Genomic DNA, 18,725 nt, shown 5'->3' with positions numbered 1-18,725 from the left:
AGATGAAGAACCTGAAAAGATCGCCGTGGGCATGGATTCCCACGCTGTACCTTGCCGAGGGGTTGCCGTACGTGGCGGTGATGACCATTTCGGTAATCCTGTACAAGCGGATGGGGGTATCCAATACCGATATCGCGCTGTACACCAGTTGGCTTTACCTGCCTTGGGTCATAAAACCGTTCTGGAGTCCGTTCGTCGATTTGCTGAAAACCAAGCGCTGGTGGATCGTTACGATGCAATTGCTGCTGGGGGCGGGGTTTGCCGGGATTGCGTTCACGATTCCCGCTCCGTTCTTTTTCCAGGCCACGCTGGCTTTTTTCTGGCTGATGGCGTTCAGCTCGGCGACGCATGACATTGCCGCCGACGGTTTCTACATGCTGGCGTTGGATACGAACCGGCAGGCGTTGTATGTCGGGGTGCGCAGTACGTTTTACCGGGTAGCGACCATCATGGGGCAGGGGCTGCTGATTATTCTGGCCGGACTGATCGAAAGCGCGACCGGGACGGAGCCGCTGAGAATCGATGTGAAAGTCCAACCCGGACAGTCGCGGACGGAGTTTCGTTTGCCCGAGACGGCTGCCGTGCCGTCCGGACACTCCGGAGAGCTGCATTTTTTGACGGCGCCCGGGCCGGTGACGATAAGTACGGCCGGAATCCCGCAGGATAGCCTTAAGCGTTGGTTGCAACTGGTCGAAGCGCAAAATCGCGCCAACGGATTTCTGACTTCCGGAGAGCAGCCGGGTACGGCGGTGCGAAACGTCGCGGAGGCCGGATGGTGGACCATTCACGTTTCGGAACCGCTGGGCGGCTGGATCCGGCGTCGTTTCGGCGAACGGCGCGAGGCGGCGGTCGTTAGCGGCTTCTCCGGTGACATCGCGGTTGCGGCGGTTTCGCTTTCCGGCTGTCCGGAGCCGGGACGGGAGGTTGTGCTGAACACGTCGATGAACCGGGGGGACAGGAGCGTTTCGCTCGTCCACGGCGACCGGCTGACGTTCGACGAAACCAACTGGAACCGACCGGCCTACATCGTTTTCCAAGCCGATCCGAAACTGGAACAATCCAGTTCGGCCGAATATAAAGGGCTTTCGGGCAATATCCCGTTCGCCTGGTCGGTCACTTTTTTCGTATTGGCGGGCCTGTTCGTGCTGTTCGGCCTGTGGCATCGCTTCGCTTTGCCGAGACCCGGTTCCGACCGGGCTTCCGCCCGATCGACGCCGCGCGATATCCTGCGGCAGTTTTCGGCCACTTTCGTATCGTTCTTTAAAAAGCCGCAGGCTGCGGCCGCGATCTTTTTTATGCTGACGTTCCGTTTTTCGGAAGCCCAGCTGCTGAAACTGATCAACCCGTTTCTACTCGACCCGAAGGAGGCCGGCGGGCTGGGGCTTACCACCGGCGAGGTCGGACTGGTATACGGTACGATCGGGATTATCGGACTGACGCTCGGCGGGATTATCGGCGGTGTGGCGGCGGCCCGCGGCGGCCTGAAAAAATGGATATGGCCGATGACGTTCAGTATGTTGCTGACCTGCGTCACGTTCGTCTACTTGAGCTTCTCGCAAACGTCGAACCTGCTGGCGATCAACGCCTGCGTTTTTATCGAACAGTTCGGCTACGGGTTCGGCTTTACGGCTTATATGCTCTACCTGATGTACTATGCCGACGGACCGCAGAAGACGGCGCATTATGCGATCTGCACCGGTTTTATGGCGCTGGGGATGATGATTCCCGGTATGTTCGCCGGCTGGCTGCAAGAACAGCTCGGCTACAATCACTTCTTCGTATGGGTCATGCTGTGCAGCGTCGTGCCGGTCGTTGCGGTGTCGCTGCTGAAGATCGATCCGGATTACGGAAGGAGAAAAGAAAACGATAACGGATGAAAAAGAGTTTGTTGATCGGCCTGGCGCTGTTGCTGGCCGGAACGGGCGTCGCTCGCCCGATCGTCGTCAAGACGGGAATAGAGGTGTTGAAAGCGCAGCGGTTCGAACTGCTCGAGGGCAAGCGCGTCGGGTTGATTACGAATCCTACCGGAGTCGACGACGGACTGCGGTCGACGGTCGATATTTTGAACGAAGCGCCGAATGTCGAGTTGGTGGCCCTGTTCGGGCCGGAGCACGGCGTGCGCGGCGATGCGCATGCCGGCGATCACGTTGGCAACCAGACCGATCCCGTGACCGGACTGCCTGTCTATTCGCTGTACGGCAAGACGCGGAAACCGACGCCGGAGATGCTGCGGGGGATCGACGTGCTGGTGTACGACATCCAGGACATCGGCTGCCGGTCGTTCACCTACATCAGCACGATGGGCGAAGCGATGGCCGCCGCCGCCGAGAACGGTATCGAATTCGTCGTGCTCGACCGGCCCAATCCGCTCGGAGGACGGAAGGTTGAAGGGCCGCTGGTGCAAGACGGTTTTTTCAGCTTCGTCAGCCAGTACCGCATCCCGTATGTTTATGGGTTGACCTGCGGCGAATTGGCGATGCTGCTCAACGGCGAAGGGATGATCGGTAAGCCGTGCAACCTGCACGTTGTCGCGATGGAGGGCTGGAAGCGGGATATGGTGTACGAGGACACCGGGTTGCAGTGGATTCCGTCGTCGCCGCATATTCCGCAGGCGGAAACGGCCTTTTTTTATCCGGCTTCCGGAATTGTGGGCGATTTCGGCTACCTGTCGATCGGGGTCGGGTACACGATTCCGTTCCAGATGTTCGCCGCCGAATGGATCGATGCCGAGCAGTTTGCCGACAGCCTGAACGCACTGAAGTTACCAGGGGTGATTTTCAGACCGATCCATGTCAAACCGTTTTACTCGGTCGGACAGGGAAAGCAGTTGCATGGCGTGCAGGTACATCTTACGAAGTACCCCGATGCGCCGCTGACCGATATTCAGTTTTACGTGATGCAGGAGATCGCCCGGCTCTATCCCGATCGCGCAGTGCTGGCCAATGCCGATACGGCGCGTTTTCGGATGATGGACCAGGTGACCGGCAGCGATTACGTGCGCAAGACTTTTGCGGCGCGCAACCGTTTCGAAGATATCCGGGCCTATTGGTACAAGGATGTCGCTCCGTTCAGGACGTTGTCGCGGAAATACTATTTGTACGGGGAGTGAAAGAACGACAATATCCGGCGGAACGTGTCGTGTAATTAAAGAAACAGGAAGATGACGAAAGAAGATTTTATGCGGGAGGCTATCAGCCTGTCCTGCGAAAGCGTTCGGCAAGGCGGCGGGCCTTTCGGCGCAGTGATCGTGAAAGACGGAAAGATCGTTGCTCGGGGTTCCAATTCAGTGACTCTGCTGAACGATCCGACGGCGCATGCCGAAATGACGGCTATCCGCGCGGCCTGTTCCGCGATGAAGGTGTTCCGGCTCGAAGGTTGCGAACTCTATACCTCCTGCGAACCGTGCCCGATGTGCCTGAGCGCTGCTTACTGGGCCGGGATATCCCGGATTTATTACGGCAACAACCGGAAGGATGCCGCAGAGATCGGTTTCGGGGATGCGTTTATCTACGACGAAGTCGTCCTCGCCCCGTCGCGGCGCAGCATTCCGGGCGAGAGTCTGTTGCGCCGCGAAGCGCTCGAGGCATTCCGCCTGTGGCGGGAAAAGCCCGATAAGGTCGAATATTGAATGTTTTCGGGGGGAGTTTATGGATCGGTTTAAAGCAATCCCGCTTCGTACAGCATGATCAGCTCTTCGATGATCTGGTCGTCGCCTTCGGCGTCATAGGTGTCTTTCAGGTTCGCGCCGAACAGGCGCGCGATGCTTTGCCAGAAAAATGCGCGGAATCCGCCGCGCAGTTGTTTGACCAGGTCGTAGGAGGTCTGGTCGGTCTCCCGGTCGATCAGTTTGATCAGCAGCTTTCCTTGCGATAGGGTCATGTTTTTCAGAACGGGAGTGTATTTCCTTTTCAGCGCGCGTTCCATCGCTTTGACGAATTCCTGTTTTTCGCGCTTCGTTTTCATGCTGTCCATGCGCTGTTCCATGGCGTGCAACGTCGCATTGGCTTCGAGCGCGATCGGGTAGACGACCTTCAGATTGTAGATTAGTCGCGACCACCGTCTCTCGTCGGCCGCGCGTTTGAAGACGAACGCCGGTTTCAGGTAAACCGTCGTGATCGTATCCCCGTCCACGACTTTCGTTTGCACCGGGCCGTACTCGGTCATTACCTGTGCCGGGGCTTTCAGGTTCGTCAACAGCAGAATGGCCGCAAGCACCGGGAACAGACAGCGGTTCATGTTTTCGATTTCTAAATAATTTTTACCTTTGCAAAGGTAATTAAAATAAAATTCGGGCGCTGCCCGCTCGGGTATAAAACGTGCATGGAGGACGGATTGTTGTGTTTCCCCGGACGGAACGCGGGCGCGCTGCCCGCAGACTGTATTACGAAACGTTTACGGACAAGATAAAAGAGGAGAGTTAGATTATGAATTGTAAACAACGCATCGGCGAACGGATTTATTGGACGAGCGTCAACGATCGCCGCAAACAACTTTTTGAAAATATCTGGCCATTGCCCAACGGAGTGTCCTACAATTCGTACCTGATTCGGGACGAAAAGTGCGCGCTGATGGATACCGTCGAGAGCGGCAGCGACCGTTCGTATGCGGACTGGGTGTCCGAGTCGCTCGATGGGCGTCCGCTCGATTACCTGATCATCCACCATATGGAACTCGATCATTCGGGCGAGATCGAAAACCTGGTGCAGCGTTACCCGGATGTGAAAATCGTCGGTAACTGTAAAACTTTCCGGGTGTTGGAAGCCTATTTCGGCAAACGGGACAACCTGATCGAGGTGAAGGACGGCGACACGCTGTCGCTCGGATATCACAACCTGAAGTTCGTGTTTACGCCGTGGGTGCACTGGCCCGAAACGATGATGACGTTCGACCAGACCGACGGCGTGCTTTTTTCGGGCGATGCGTTCGGTATGTTCGGGGCGCTCGACGGAGGGGTGTACGACGACCAGACCGATTTCGCTTTCTACGAGGACGAGATGCGCCGCTATTATTCGAACATCGTCGGCAAGTACAGCCCGATGGTGCAAAAGGCGCTCGCCAAATTGCGCGACTATCCGATCCGTACGATCTGCCCGCTGCACGGATTGGTGTGGCGTACCGATCCGTGCAAGGTGATCGGCCTGTACGATCGCTGGAGCAGCTATCAGGGCGAGGACGGCGTCGTGGTCATCTATGCGTCGATGTATGGCAATACGGCGCAAATGGCCGATTACATCGCCCGTCGGATCGCCGAAGCCGGCGTGAAAAAGGTCCGCGTCCACGATGTGTCGAAAACGCATATTTCATACCTTATCAACGATATCTGGCGCTATAAGGGGGTGGTGCTCGGAAGCTGCGCCTACAACCTGCAGATGTTTCCGCTGATGGAGAACCTGACGCGCGAGTTGCTGCATATGGGCGTTAAGGAGAGATTGCTCGGTATTTTCGGTACGTACAGTTGGAACGGAGGGGGCGTCAAAAATCTGAATGCTTTCGCCGAAGAGATCGGGTGGGAGGTGGTCGCGCCCGCCGCGGAGATCATGGGGCATCCCGAGCCCGGAAAAGAGGCGGCCTGCGATGCGTTGGCTGCGGCGATGGCCGCCCGGTTGCTCGGGTAGGGTGTGGTACTGCCGTAGCGTCGTGTTAAAAAAGCGGTAAATGCGGTAATAAATCTCAAAAATTGTTAAAAAATATTAAAAATAAATTGTATTTTTGGATCGCTCAAACGAAAAAACATCCGGCGCAAGGGCCGGAACCGATAGAACTTAAACTTTAAAATAAAAGAAATGGATGCAATTGCAATTTTGACGGGCGGGGGGCCTGCTCCCGGAATGAACACTGTGGTCGGTAGCGTGGCAAAAACGTTTTTACAGAAAGGATACCGGGTGCTCGGACTGCACGGCGGATATTCCGCTCTGTTCACCGACACGCCGAAAATCACCGAGATCGACTTCCTGCTGGCCGACGACATCTTCAACCGCGGCGGATCGTTCCTGACGATGAGTCGTTTCAAACCGTCGGACAAAAACTTCGAAGAAGATTTCAACCTCGACCTGTTCGTCAAAAACAACGTTAAGTTGCTGGTGACCGTCGGAGGCGACGATACGGCTTCGACTGCGAACCGCATCGCCAAATTCTTGGCAGCCAAAAAGTATCCGATCGCCAACATCCATGTTCCGAAAACGATCGACAACGACCTGCCGCTGCCGGCCGGCTCGCCGACGTTCGGCTACCAGTCGGCCAAGGACATGGGCTCGATCATCGGCCGCACGGTCTATACCGACGCGCGCACCAGCGGAAACTGGTTCGTCGTGGCTGCTATGGGACGTTCCGCCGGACACCTGGCGTTCGGTATCGGCACGGCCTGCCACTATCCGATGATCGTGATCCCCGAAATGTTCAACAAAACCGAGATCACCGTCGAAAAGATCGTGAACCTCGTCGTTTCGTCGATTATCAAGCGCAAGATCATGGGTCTCGATTACGGCGTGGCGATGATCTCGGAGGGCGTGTTCCACTCGCTGAGCGATGCCGAAATCAAAAAATCGGGGATTCATTTTTCGTATGACGACCACGGGCATCCCGAACTCGGCAAAGTGTCGAAAGCTCACATATTCAATGAAATGCTCGAAAAGAAATTGGGCGAACTGAAAATTAAGGTGAAATCCCGTCCGGTCGAAATCGGTTACGAGGTGCGCTGCCAGACTCCGGTCGCTTACGACCTGGTTTACTGTTCGCTGCTGGGTATGGGGACTTATAAGTTGTTCAGCGAAGGCAAGACCGGCTGTATGGTGTATGCCGATCCCGCCGGACAGATTTCTCCGCTGTACCTGAAAGACCTGCAGGATCCCGAAACCGGCAAGATTCCGCCGCGTTTGGTCGATATCAATTCGGACAAGTTTACGATGGTCATCAAAAACATCCTGAACTACGTCACGCCGGCCGATTACGAAGCCGCCAAAAAATACGTGCCGAATCCGGAAGCTTTCGATTTCTACAAGATTCTGGAGTGGAACGAATAATCCGTTCCGCCGGATAAAAAATAGATCAGGGCTGCATCCTTCCGGTGCAGCCCTGATTGTTTAAGTTTTATTTAGATAAGCGCTTACTCTTCGTCGTCCATATCCGCCATATCGGTGTCGATGATTTCATCGTCGTCCTTAATCTCGTCGTCCCCGAAGAAGTCTTTGTCGTCCTCTTCGACCTGATCGTCCACTTTGACGTCCACTTTGATCAGGTAAGAAGTGTCTTCGGTTTCCAATACGATCGCGTAGAAAAAATCCCCGGGGCCTTTGTCGATGCGGATCATGTGATCGGTATATCCGTTCGGATATTGCTTCTTCACCTCATCCCGCAATTCAGGCGAAAGGTTCTTGTAACTGATAGCAACTCGCTTCTTTTGTTTCTTTTCCGTCATTGTTTCCCAAAAATTTTCTGCAAGTATAAGCAAAATTTGTAAATCAAAACACGAACATCCCAAAAAAACTGCAAATTGTCCGTATGGCCTGTTTTTTACTCCGAAACGTTGCCGTTTGGGGTCTGGTTTTTGTGTTTGTTTTTTATTAGTTTTGTCACGGCTTTCCCGTAGGCGGCACAAAAGTAATGCCTTTTATATTAAATCGGTACTATTATGCGGCAGAAAATCGAACAACTTCGCGAACAAATCAATGATCACAATTACCGGTATTACGTACTGAATGATCCGTTGATCGGCGATTACGAATTCGACGCCCTGTTACGCGAGTTGCAGGAGCTCGAAAAAGCCTACCCGGAGTTCGACGATCCCAATTCGCCGACGCATCGCGTCGGCAGCGATGCGACCAATGAGTTTCGCACCGTGGAACACCGTTATCCGATGTTGTCGCTGTCGAATACCTATTCGCTCGACGAGCTGCACGAATTCGATGTTCGCATCCGCAAGGAGGTGGAACCTGTGGAATACGTATGCGAGCTGAAATTCGACGGCACGGCGATCAGCCTGACTTATCAGGACGGTCGCTTGTCGCAGGCCGTGACGCGCGGCGACGGGACGCGCGGCGACGACGTGACGGCGAACGTAAGGACGATCCGCACCGTGCCGCTGCGGCTTGCCGGGGACGATTACCCGTCCTTTTTCGAAATTCGCGGCGAGGTGCTGATGCCGTTCCGCTCGTTCGAACGACTGAACCGGGAGCGGGAAGACATCGGGGAGACGCCGTTCGCCAATCCGCGCAATGCCGCCGCCGGGTCGCTCAAACAACAGAGCTCGGCCGAAACCGCCCGCCGCGAGCTCGACTGCACGCTGTATGCGCTGGTCGGCGACAAGCTGCCGTTCGAAACCCATTACGAAAGTTTGCAGGCGGCCCGACGTTGGGGATTTAAGGTATCCGATCAGATCAGCCTGTGCCGTTCGATCGACGAGATAGACGCTTTTATCCGTCATTGGGATAAGGCGCGTTACGACCTGCCGTTCGCTACGGACGGCGTGGTAATCAAAGTGAACCGTTTCGCCGATCAGAATCGGCTCGGTTATACCGCCAAGGCTCCGCGCTGGGCCGTAGCCTATAAATTCAAAGCGGAGCAGGCCCGCACCCGGCTGTTGTCGGTCGATTTTCAGGTCGGGCGTACCGGGGCGGTGACGCCGGTCGCCAACCTCGATCCGGTGCCGTTGGCCGGTACAACCGTCAAACGGGCTTCGCTGCACAATGCCGAACAGATCGCGCTGCTCGATATCCGGCTCGGCGATATGGTCTATGTGGAAAAGGGCGGCGAAATTATTCCGAAAATTACCGGCGTTGATCTGTCCGAACGTCCGGCCGGCAGCGAGCCGTTCAAGTTCATCACGCACTGTCCGGAATGCGGAACGGAATTGGTCAAATACGAAGGCGAGGCGCGCCATTACTGTCCGAACCCAAGCCATTGTCCGCCGCAGATCGTCGGCCGTATCGTGCATTTCATTTCGCGTAAGGCGATGAATATCGACGGTCTCGGCGAGGAGACGGTGCAACTGTTGTACGATTCGGGGCTGGTCGCCGATATCGCCGATCTGTACCGGCTGAAACGCGAGGACCTGGTCGATTTGCCGCGTCTGGGCGAAAAATCCGCCGACAATATTTTAAACAGTATCCGGGAGTCGTTGAACGTTCCCTTTCATCGGGTATTGTTCGCGATCGGGATTCGCTTCGTCGGCGAGACGACCGCCAAAACGCTCGCCGCGCAGTTCAAGAGCCTCGATGCGCTTGCCGCGGCTACGCCCGAGGAGCTGGCTACGGCGGAGGATATCGGCGAGCGGATCGCTGTCAGCGTGCGGGATTACTTTCTCGATCCGGCGAACCTGGATATTTTGGAACGGCTGAAGGCGAGCGGCCTGCATTTCGAAGCCGAGGAATCGGCGCGTCTTTCGGATCGTTTAGACGGTAAAAAGATCGTCATTTCGGGGACGTTCGAAAGACATTCGCGCGATCAGTTGAAACAACTGATCGAGGCGCACGGCGGCAAGAACCTGGGGACCGTTTCGTCCACTACCGATTACCTGCTGGCCGGCAGCAACATCGGCCCGGCGAAATTGACCAAAGCCAATAAGCTGGGCGTCAAAATTATCGGCGAGGCCGATTTCGAACGGATTATTGCCGGAGAAGCCGTCGGGGAGAAGGAACACGATGAAATTCCCGTTGCGGAACAATCGTCGTCCGAGAAAAAAGAAGAACCCTCGGAAAATAATTCGAAGCAGCGCACCTTGTTCGGGTAAAAAATATTAAATTTGTCCGAAAATTAACATTTCACGATGAAACCTAACATGAGAGGCGTGGGGATCGCCCTGATAACCCCGTTTTCGGAAGACGGATCGGTCGATTTCGGCGCATTGGAAGCGCTGGTTGAACGGGTGACTGCCGGCGGGGCCGATTACCTGGTCGTGCTCGGAACGACGGCCGAAACGCCTACGCTGACTGCCGACGAGAAAGAGGCGGTCGTCAGTTGCGTGGTTCGGAAGAATAACGGACGCCTGCCGGTCGTGCTCGGAATGGGCGGTAACAATACGGCCGAAGTGGTGGCTTCGATCCGCAAAACCGATTTTACCGGGATCGATGCGATCCTTACGGTCACTCCTTATTATAATAAGCCTTCGCAGGAGGGTATTTATCAGCATTACAAGGCGGTTGCCGCTGCGGCTCCGTGCGGAGTGGTGCTGTACAACGTGCCGGGACGTACCGGCGTCAACATGAAAGCCGAAACCGTGCTGCGCCTGGCGCACGATTGTCCGAACGTCGTCGCGGTCAAGGAGGCCAGCGGATGCCTGTCGCAGGCGGCTTATATCCTGCGCGACCGGCCGGAGGGATTCGCCGTGGTTTCCGGCGACGATAACCTGACCCTGCCGATGGTGGCGCTGGGCGGGGACGGGATCATCTCCGTCGCAGCTCAGGCTTTCCCTGAGAAATTTTGCCGGATGGCGCATTTGGCTCTCGACGGCCGCGTGAAAGAAGCGGCTTCGCTGCACCTTCAGATGATGGAGGCGGTCGATTCCCTGTTCGAAGAGGGGAATCCGACCGGTATCAAAGCTGCGCTGAGTTGTCTGGGCGTGATCGGCAATTATTTGCGCCTGCCGCTGGTGCCTGCCAGCGACCGGTTGGTCTCCAAGATCGACGGCCTGCTGAAAGCGTACGAACTCCGTTGACCGCTTCGCGGGCCGACCGAATAAGCCCTAAATTTCGTCCGCGTCAAATATTTTTATATTTTTAGCGTTTATTAAGGGTGAAATATAAAGATATGAGACGAATTGTTTTCTCTTTGGCGGTGTTGATGTTTGCAGGGGTTTTGTCCGCTGCGGCGCAGCAGGATACGGTGCGGACACAGGCCCCGGATAACGACGCGATCCTCCGGGAAACGATCAACAGCGCTTCCCCTTACTATTACCCGACGCTTTTCACCCGTTATCTGACCGGCGATACGACTCTGACGGATACCGACTACCGTTATTTGTACTACGGTTTCGTATGGCGTCCGGAATACAAGCCGTTCGAGACGCCGGCGGCCCGCGACAAGATCCTGCAAATTCTGGAGGCCGATTCGCTGAACGAGGCGGACTACCGGCGGGTTATCGCCTACGGGAACGAGGTGTTGAAAAAAGAGCCGTTCGATCCGGGAGCGATCAATTTCCTGATTTACGCTTACGGCGGGATCGGAGATACGCTGAACGAGCGGATCAACTATTACCGGTTGCAGGGGGTGCTGAATGCGATCAAGTCTTCGGGAACCGGACTGAGCGAGGAGTCGCCGTGGCACATCATCTATTTTTCGCATGTGCGCGATTTTCTGGCCAGCGAGAATATCATTTGCGGCAAGGAGCGCGTGATCAGTCGGACGGTGGCTTATACGCCGCTGCTGGTGAAGGAGAAAGGAGTTAAAGGATATTATTTCGATTTCGGGCGGATCTATTGGCAGCGGCCCGACAAGGAGCCCGAAAAGCGCAGTAGCGGATGGGAATTCAACGGACTGCCGTTGAAAAGGCGGGCGGCGCCCAGTGTGGAGAAGGTTGAGTAAAAACAGTTATTAAGAAGACAGAGAATGAAACGTAAAGGATGGATTATTTTGGCGGTCGTGGCAGTCGTTGTGCTGGGCGCTTATTCATGGTTGAAAGGAAGTTACAACGATATGGTCAGCCGCAGCGAAGCCGCTACGGCGCAGTTGGGCAACATTGAGAATCAGTATCAGCGTCGCGCCGACCTGATTCCGAATTTGGTGAGCACCGTAAAGGGTTACGCCGCCCACGAACAGAATACGCTGGAACAGGTAGTCGAAGCGCGTGCGAAAGCGACGCAGACCCGGATCGACGTGAACGATGCCGCCGCTATGGCCCGTTTCGATCAGGCGCAAGGCGAGCTTTCGTCGGCGCTCAGTCGGTTGATGGCTATCTCCGAGAGTTATCCCGACCTGAAAGCCAACCAGAACTTCCTGGATTTGCAGACGCAGCTCGAAGGGACGGAAAACCGGATTGCCGTCGAACGGCGCAAATTCAACGATGCCGCGCAGCAGTTCAACACCTATATCAAAATGTTTCCGCGCAACCTGCTGGCCGGGATGTTCGGATTCGCCCCGATCGGTTATTTCGAAGCGCAACCCGGCTCGGAAGTCGCTCCTAAAGTCGAATTTTAACGGGTCGCATATCGATGAGATCGCTGTTAAGGATCTTTGCCTGCTGGTGCGGCGCGGCTTTGCTTTCGCTGCCGCTCGTCGCGCAGCAGTTGCCCGATCAGATGTCGCCGCCGCGCTTGGTCAACGATTTCGCCGGATTGCTCGACGAGGCGCAGCGCCGGTCGCTGGAACAAAAGCTGGCGGATTTCGACCGCGAGACTTCGACGCAGATTACCGTCGTTACGGTGGACGATCTGGACGGTTACGCTCCGGCCGACTATGCGCAGCGGCTGCACGACAAGTGGGGAGTCGGACGCAAAGGCAAGGATAACGGGATTCTGATTCTGGTCAAGCCGTCGCAACCCGATTCCCGGGGCGAAGCCTACATTTCGGTGGGATACGGCCTGGAAGGGGTGATCCCGGATATTACCGCCGGGCGGATTTTGGATCAGGAGATGATCCCGGAGTTTCGCCGGGGAAGCGTTTATGACGGGTTGGACAAGGCGACGAACGTACTGATGCAACTTTCCCGCGGGGAATTCACGGCCGATCAGTATGCCGGTCGAGACGAAGGCGGCGGAGTCGCCGTCGGGCTGGTAGCGATTCTGGTGCTTTTCTTTTTGTTTGCCGCCGGCCGCAAGGGAGGAGGGCATGGAGGCAACGGCAGCCGCGGCGGGGGAGGGTGGTTCCCCCCGATTTTCCTGGGCGGCGGGTCGCGTGGCGGAGGCAGTTTCGGAGGCGGAGGTTTCGGCGGTTTCGGAGGCGGAATGTCGGGCGGCGGCGGAGCCGGACGTTCCTGGTAGGTTTGATAACGAACAATAATACGGATTCGATGGGAAAATTTTACTTTTCGGTTTTAGGGCTGATAGCCTGTCTGTTTTTCTCCTGCGGAAAGAATGAAGATGGAGGAAAAATCGATCCGCCGCCTGTAAAGAGCGGGCGGACGATCCTGGTCTATATGGCCGCCGATAATAATTTGGTGAACTCCGCCTGGCAAAATGTCGATCAGATGCTTGTCGGAATGGAGTCGATCGACGGGAACCTGATCGTCTATATCGATCCGCAGGGAGGTACTCCCCAATTGTTGAAGATCGAGTCGGGAGGCAAAAAGACGGTCGTCGAGGAGTATGCGAAAGAGAATTCCGCATCGACGTCGGTGCTGAGCCGGGTGATCGCGCGTACCAAAGCGCTGTATCCGGCCGAATCCTACGGGCTGGTGCTGTGGTCGCACGGATTGGGCTGGGCGCCTGCCGGAGTGATTCCGAAAAGCTATTCGGCGGACGATCTGTGGCGGAAAGATCCGAATGCGCCCCTTACCAAATGGTTCGCTCAGGACGGCGCCAATTATATCGACATTTCCGATCTGGCCGGGGCGTTGCCCCGGGATCGGGAATTCGACTTCCTGCTGTTCGACGCCTGCTTTATGGGGAGTGTCGAGGCGTTGTACGAACTGCGGAATGCCGCCAAATACATCATCGCTTCTCCGACGGAGATCCTTTCGTCCGGTTTTTCGTACGATGCGATTTTGCCGGAACTGTTCGCGGATACGCCGCGGTTCGAAGAGGTCTGCCGACTGTTCGTCGATTACTACCGGCAATCGTCGTCTACGTGGCCCTATGCCTCGGTCGGTCTGATTAAAACCGACGAACTGGACGCGCTGGCTGCGGCTGCCAAAGCGTTTTACGCCTCCGCTTCGCCCGCTTCGGCGGATGTGTCGCAGGTTCAGTATTTGGAGCGGATGCAGACCCACGTTTTTCACGATCTGCTGGACTATTATTCCAAAATCGGCGGAGATGCCGCTCTTTATGCCGCGTTCGCCGGGCAACTTCGCAAAACGGTGGTTTACGAAGATCATACCGAGTACGTTTTCAGCGCCTATTCCGGTCCGGGAGTAGGACCCTTTAATATGTGCGTCAAGCTGAATACTTTCTGCGGACTTTCCACGTACGTTCCGCGCGACCTGTCCGCGTTGCAACTTCTGCAAGAATCCTATAAGGAAACCCCGTGGGCGAAAGCGGTCGGGATCGCTTACTGAGTTGCGGCGCTCTTTTCTGCCGATTCTTCCGGCGACATGATGCCGCCTCCGAGCGCTTTGTAAAGCGTGGCGTAGCTGCTCATCGTTGCGCTGAGCGTCTCCGCGTAATCGGATTGCGCGTCGAATAATGTTCGTTGCGTTTCCAGAACGTCCAAGTAACTGATCTGTCCGGCGGCGTACTGCTGCTGCGACAGCCGGTCGGCTTTTTCGGCAGCCGTTACCAATGTCAGCATCGATTCGAGTTGGGTACGGTAAGTGCGGACGGCTGTCAGCGCGTCTTCGACCTCCCGGAGCGCCTGCAGAAAACATTGCTCGTAATTCATAATTGCCTCGCGGTGTTTCTCGCGCATGATCTGTACCCTGCGTTTGTTGGCTCCGAAATTGAAAACCGGCCCCGTAATCCCTCCTGCCGCCGACCACATCCAAGCATTGTGATCGAACAGCTTTTTGAATTCCTCGCTGAATACGCCGCCGTTTCCGGTCAGCGCGATGCTCGGAAAACGCATCGCCTGCGCCACGCCGATCTGAGCGTTGGCAGCCATCACCTGATAGTAAGCTTCGACCATGTCGGGCCGACGGGCGAGCAGGTCGGACGGCAAACCGGCGGGCACTTCGGCCGGAATGCGGAGGTCGACCAGCGGAGTGTGTTTGCCGACGACCTGCGAGGGATTTTGTCCCAGCAACAGGCTGAGGGCGTGTAACGCCTGCTCGCTGGCGCGTTCGTACTGGGCATTCGCCGCGGCGGCCGTGGCATAGGCCGCTTCTCCCTGGCGCAGTTGCAGCTCGTCGATCGAGCCGATCGCATAGCTTTGTTGCTGCAGCGCGTAGGTCGCTTCGCGGGAAATGCTGGTCTGTCGGGCGGTTTCACCGGCATATTCGTACTGCAGGTAGGAAAAATAGGTCGATGCCACCTCGGCTACCAGCGAAACCAACACGCCTTGCGCCGCCCGGTCGGTCGCCAGCAGTTGCGCGCGGTCGGCTTCGCTCATCCGCCTGATTTTGCCGAACAGATCCAGTTCCCAGGAGATGCTCGGTTTGATGATATAGGTTTCCACCGGTTTGTCGCTTTTCAGCCCGATGAAAGATTCCGTACCGTACTGTCCGGTGACGCCGTAGCTTACCGACGGCCACAGACCGGCGCGGGTCTCCTTCAGCGTCAGCCGCGCCTGTTCGACCCGGGAGAAGGCGATTTCGACGTTGCGGTTGTTCTCGATTGCCGTCGCGATCAGCCTCGTCAGCGTCGTGTCGTCGAACAGTTGCCACCAGTAGAGATCCGTTGCGGCGGTGCCGGCCGCTCCCATGTATCTCGGCGGGGTTTCGACGACCGGCGCTTTGAATTTCGGACCGACCGTGCAACTGCCCGCAAAAAGGACGATCAGCGGGAATATCCGGATAAAATATCGTTTGTTCATATCGAATCGCATCATGATTTATTTTACGGCCGGACTGTTTTCCGTCGCGGCTTTTTGATTTCGTTTTTCTTCGTAACGTCCCCATTTTCCGATCAGCACGAACAACCCGGGGTAAGCGAACAGTCCGATCAGCGTGGCGATCAGCATGCCGCCGAACAGCGCCAGCCCCATGATGTTGCGCGCGACGGCATTGCTGCCGGTCGCGAAGATCAGCGGTAGTACGCCCATCAGGAACGCTACGGCGGTCATGATGACCGGCCGCACCCGCAGTTTGGCTCCTTCGAGAGCCGCCTGTTGCAGGTTCATGCCTTCGCTGAATTTGTCGCGGGCGTATTCCACGATCAGGATCGCGTTTTTGGCCGCCAGTCCGATCAGCATGATCAGCGACACCTGCATGAAGATGTCGTTGACGTATATCGGGTCGAACAGGTGCGCCAGGTAAGTGAAGCCCATCGCTCCGAGCAGCGCGAACGGGATGCCGAGCAGGATGCTCAACGGCAGGCTCCAGCTTTCGTACAGCGCGGCGAGAATCAAAAAAACGAAGATCACCGCATAGAGGAATACGATTCCCGCGCCGCTGTTGTGGGCTTCCTGGTACGACATGTTGCTCCATGCGTAGCCCATGTCGTCCGGAAGCACCTCGTCGGCGACTTCCGCGAGGGCGGTCCTCGCTTCGTCGGTCGAGTATTTCGTCGAAGGCAGTCCCGTCACTCCGGCCGAGCGGTAGAGGTTGAAGCGGTTCGTGAACTGCGGCCCGGTCGTGTCGCGCACCGTGATGAAGGCCGACAGCGGGACGCTTTCACCCCGGTTGTTCGTCAGATAGAACTGGCTGATCTTCGATTCGTTCAGCCGGTACTCGCTTTCGGCCTGGATATAGGTTTGGTACATCCGGCCGAAACGGTTGAAGTTGTTGACGTACATGCCGCCGAGATAGGCCGACACCTGCGTATGCAGTTCGTCCAGCGAAACTCCCGCGCTCAGTACTTTGTCGTTGTCGATCGAGATCGCCTTTTGAGGCACGTCGGCCTGGAACATCGTGCTGATGCTGGCGATTTCGGGGCGCTTCTTGGCCTCTTCGATGAATTTTCCGGTGTATTCGGCCAGGTATTGCGGCGTGTTGCCGCCCTTGTCCTGGATCATGATCGTAAAGCCCGAACTCGGTCCCAGGCCGGGAATCGACGGCGGTCCGAACGTAAAGACTTCGGCAGCGTCGATCTCTTCGTAAAGTTCCATGTTCAACGCTTCGGTGATTTGCGCTGCGGTCATCTTGCGTTTGTTCCAGTCTTTCAACCGGATAAATATCAGACCGCTATTCGGCGATTGCGTGCCGGCCAGCAGGCTGAATCCGGCGGCCGAGGTGACCGACTGGACATTGTCGTTTTTGTCGAGAACGTCGTTGATCTGCTTGATGACCGCTTCGGTGCGCGTCAGCGAAGCGGCGTTGGGCAGTTGGATGTTGGTAATCAGGTAGCCCTGGTCTTCGTCCGGTAGGAATCCGGTCGGGATCTGCTTCATCAGGATGACGACGGCCGCCGCCGAAATGCCGATGAACAGCAGCGTTCGCGCGCTGTGTCGGACGATCACGCCGCTGGTTTTCAGATAGCCGTCGACGCCGCTGGTAAAACGGCGGTTGAACCACCGGAAAAACCGGTTGTCCGTCTGGCCCTCTTTCTTGGGACGCAGCAGCAGCGAACAGAGCGCCGGACTCAGCGACAGCGCGTTGATCCCCGACAGGCAAACGCTGATGGCGATCGTGATGGCGAATTGTCCGTAGAGTTTCCCGGCTGCGCCCGGCATCAGTCCGACCGGCAGAAATACGGCCATCAACACCGACGTCGTCGCAATGATCGGCGAAGCGACGGTCTTCATCGCCGCGATCGTGGCGTCCCGGCCGTTCATGCCTTTTTCGATATTCACCTGGACGGCTTCGACGACTACGATGGCGTCGTCGACTACCAGCCCGATCGCGAGTACCAGTCCGAGCAGCGAAAAGACGTTGATTGAGAATCCGAACAGCGGGAAGACCATAAAGGCTCCGATCAGCGAGACCGGAATCGCAATCAGCGGCACGATCGTGGCCCGGATGTTTTGCAGAAAAAGATAGATGACCAGCACGACGAGCAGCAGCGCCAACAGCAGCGTCGTGACGATATCCTGGATGCCGAGCACGATCGTATGCGTCGAGTCGACTACCGTGTTGTACTGTACGCCGTCCGGGAACGATTTCGCGAGGTCTTTCATCAGCGAGTTGACCTGCCTGCCGACCTCGACGGCATTGCTGCCCGGCGACTGGTTGATCAGCAGCAAACAGGCCGGATGTTCCTGGAAGGAGGCCGTCGTGCTGTAAGATTGTACGCCGAGTTCTACCCGCGCGACGTCCCGGAGTCGCACCAGCGAACCGTCCGGATTGGCCCGCAGCACGATCCGTTCGAACTCTTCGGCCGTACTGTACTGGCCCGGCATCCGTACCGTATAGGTGAATTCCGGAGAGCCGTCGTTCGGTTCGGCTCCGAGCTGACCGCCGGGAACGACCTGGCTTTGCTGGCCGATCGCCGCCGAAATATCGCCGACCGTGATGCCGAGGTAATCCATCTTATCCGGTTTGACCCATATCCGCATCGCGTAAGGACCGCCGCCGAGCACCTGGACGCTGCCGACGCCGTTGATCCGCGAGATCGGGTCTTTCATGTTGATGATCGCGTAATTGGCCAGGAAATTCTCGTCGTACCGGCCGTCGGAGAACAGCGATAGCACCATGATGAAACTCGTCATGGTTTTTTGCGTGGTGACGCCCTGTTGGATCACCGGCTGCGGTAGCATCGGCGTGGCCGACGAGACGCGGTTCTGAGTGAATACGGTGCTCATGTCCGGGTTGCTTCCTACGCCGAAGGACACCTGTAACGACATGCTGCCGTCGTTCGAGTTGGTCGACTGCATGTAGATCATGTCGCTCACTCCGTTAACGCTCTCTTCGATCGGCGTGGCAACGCTCTGCTCGACCGTGAGCGCGTCGGCTCCCTGATACTGAGCCGTCACTTCGACCACGGGCGGCGTGATGTCAGGGTATTGCTCGATCGGCATGCTTTTGATGGCGATCAGTCCCAGCACTACGATCATGATGGCGATGACCATGGCGAATATCGGACGTCTTACGAAAAAGTTTCCCATAGTTT

At 56.7% G+C, this 18,725-nt stretch carries 15 protein-coding genes; 11 read left to right on the top strand and 4 right to left on the bottom strand.

The features are described 5' to 3' along the window. Positions 1-2: 2 nt before the first annotated feature. From GFH31_RS01870 to GFH31_RS01860, 3 genes are read left to right on the top strand one after another with little or no spacing between them, the layout of a single operon-like run. Complete coding sequence (locus GFH31_RS01870) at positions 3-1,877, top strand: MFS transporter (RefSeq protein ID WP_118656992.1); 1,875 nt, start codon at positions 3-5, stop codon at positions 1,875-1,877. Then, positions 1,874-3,109 carry an exo-beta-N-acetylmuramidase NamZ domain-containing protein gene (locus GFH31_RS01865; RefSeq protein ID WP_055206093.1) on the top strand — a complete coding sequence of 412 codons (1,236 nt, stop codon included), beginning with the start codon at positions 1,874-1,876 and terminating at the stop codon, positions 3,107-3,109. The genes GFH31_RS01870 and GFH31_RS01865 overlap by 4 nt, the downstream gene beginning before the upstream one ends. A gap of 51 nt (positions 3,110-3,160) precedes the next feature. Further along, positions 3,161-3,628 carry a nucleoside deaminase gene (locus tag GFH31_RS01860; protein WP_118457215.1) on the top strand — a complete coding sequence of 156 codons (468 nt, stop codon included), beginning with the start codon at positions 3,161-3,163 and terminating at the stop codon, positions 3,626-3,628. 29 nt (positions 3,629-3,657) lie between these two features. Here GFH31_RS01860 and GFH31_RS01855 read toward each other — a convergent pair whose 3' ends face one another. Beyond that, entirely contained in the window at positions 3,658-4,236 is a 579-nt protein-coding gene (locus GFH31_RS01855; RefSeq protein WP_055206089.1) for a DUF4294 domain-containing protein, read from the bottom strand. A gap of 188 nt (positions 4,237-4,424) precedes the next feature. On the opposite strand from GFH31_RS01855, the gene GFH31_RS01850 reads away from it, so the two are divergent. Next, a complete protein-coding gene (locus GFH31_RS01850; protein WP_055206087.1) occupies positions 4,425-5,615 on the top strand; it encodes an FprA family A-type flavoprotein in 1,191 nt (396 codons plus the stop codon). A 168-nt stretch (positions 5,616-5,783) separates the two neighbouring features. Continuing rightward, a complete protein-coding gene (locus GFH31_RS01845) occupies positions 5,784-7,019 on the top strand; it encodes a 6-phosphofructokinase (RefSeq protein ID WP_101573320.1) in 1,236 nt (411 codons plus the stop codon). An 83-nt stretch (positions 7,020-7,102) separates the two neighbouring features. Here GFH31_RS01845 and GFH31_RS01840 read toward each other — a convergent pair whose 3' ends face one another. Further along, positions 7,103-7,414, bottom strand: a complete 312-nt coding sequence (locus GFH31_RS01840) for a hypothetical protein (RefSeq protein ID WP_055206083.1) — start codon at positions 7,412-7,414, stop codon at positions 7,103-7,105. Positions 7,415-7,624: 210 nt separating this feature from the next. Between GFH31_RS01840 and ligA the strand changes: the two genes are divergently transcribed. From ligA to GFH31_RS01810, 6 genes are all read left to right on the top strand, one after another. Beyond that, the gene (gene ligA / locus GFH31_RS01835) at positions 7,625-9,724 is read left to right on the top strand and encodes an NAD-dependent DNA ligase LigA (protein ID WP_153518030.1); all 2,100 of its coding nucleotides are present in this window, start codon (positions 7,625-7,627) and stop codon (positions 9,722-9,724) included. Positions 9,725-9,760: 36 nt separating this feature from the next. After that, complete coding sequence (dapA, locus tag GFH31_RS01830; protein ID WP_055206005.1) at positions 9,761-10,648, top strand: 4-hydroxy-tetrahydrodipicolinate synthase; 888 nt, start codon at positions 9,761-9,763, stop codon at positions 10,646-10,648. Positions 10,649-10,740: 92 nt separating this feature from the next. Further along, entirely contained in the window at positions 10,741-11,514 is a 774-nt protein-coding gene (locus GFH31_RS01825; RefSeq protein ID WP_228385778.1) for a DUF4919 domain-containing protein, read from the top strand. Positions 11,515-11,538: 24 nt separating this feature from the next. Beyond that, the gene (locus GFH31_RS01820) at positions 11,539-12,126 is read left to right on the top strand and encodes a LemA family protein (RefSeq protein WP_055206001.1); all 588 of its coding nucleotides are present in this window, start codon (positions 11,539-11,541) and stop codon (positions 12,124-12,126) included. A gap of 14 nt (positions 12,127-12,140) precedes the next feature. Then, positions 12,141-12,908: a TPM domain-containing protein gene (locus GFH31_RS01815; RefSeq protein WP_055205999.1), complete on the top strand. Its 768-nt coding sequence runs from the start codon at positions 12,141-12,143 to the stop codon at positions 12,906-12,908. Between the two features lie 29 nt (positions 12,909-12,937). After that, on the top strand, positions 12,938-14,140 hold the full coding sequence (locus tag GFH31_RS01810; protein WP_145996569.1) for a clostripain-related cysteine peptidase: 1,203 nt from the start codon (positions 12,938-12,940) through the stop codon (positions 14,138-14,140). On the opposite strand, the gene GFH31_RS01805 is transcribed toward GFH31_RS01810, so the two are convergent. Together GFH31_RS01805 and GFH31_RS01800 are read right to left on the bottom strand one after the other, a co-directional pair. Beyond that, the gene (locus GFH31_RS01805; protein ID WP_118656924.1) at positions 14,134-15,567 is read right to left on the bottom strand and encodes an efflux transporter outer membrane subunit; all 1,434 of its coding nucleotides are present in this window, start codon (positions 15,565-15,567) and stop codon (positions 14,134-14,136) included. The two genes, GFH31_RS01810 and GFH31_RS01805, sit on opposite strands and share 7 nt — an antisense overlap. 3 nt (positions 15,568-15,570) lie before the next feature. Then, positions 15,571-18,720, bottom strand: coding sequence for an efflux RND transporter permease subunit (locus tag GFH31_RS01800; RefSeq protein WP_118656922.1), 3,150 nt, complete (start codon positions 18,718-18,720; stop codon positions 15,571-15,573). Positions 18,721-18,725: the final 5 nt, after the last annotated feature.

The organism is Alistipes sp. dk3624 (genome assembly GCF_009557455.1).
GTDB classification, from domain to species: Bacteria; Bacteroidota; Bacteroidia; order Bacteroidales; family Rikenellaceae; genus Alistipes_A; species Alistipes_A hominis.
The sequence above is the reverse complement of the archived record's forward strand: the minus strand, read 5'-3'. Positions and strand labels throughout refer to the sequence as shown.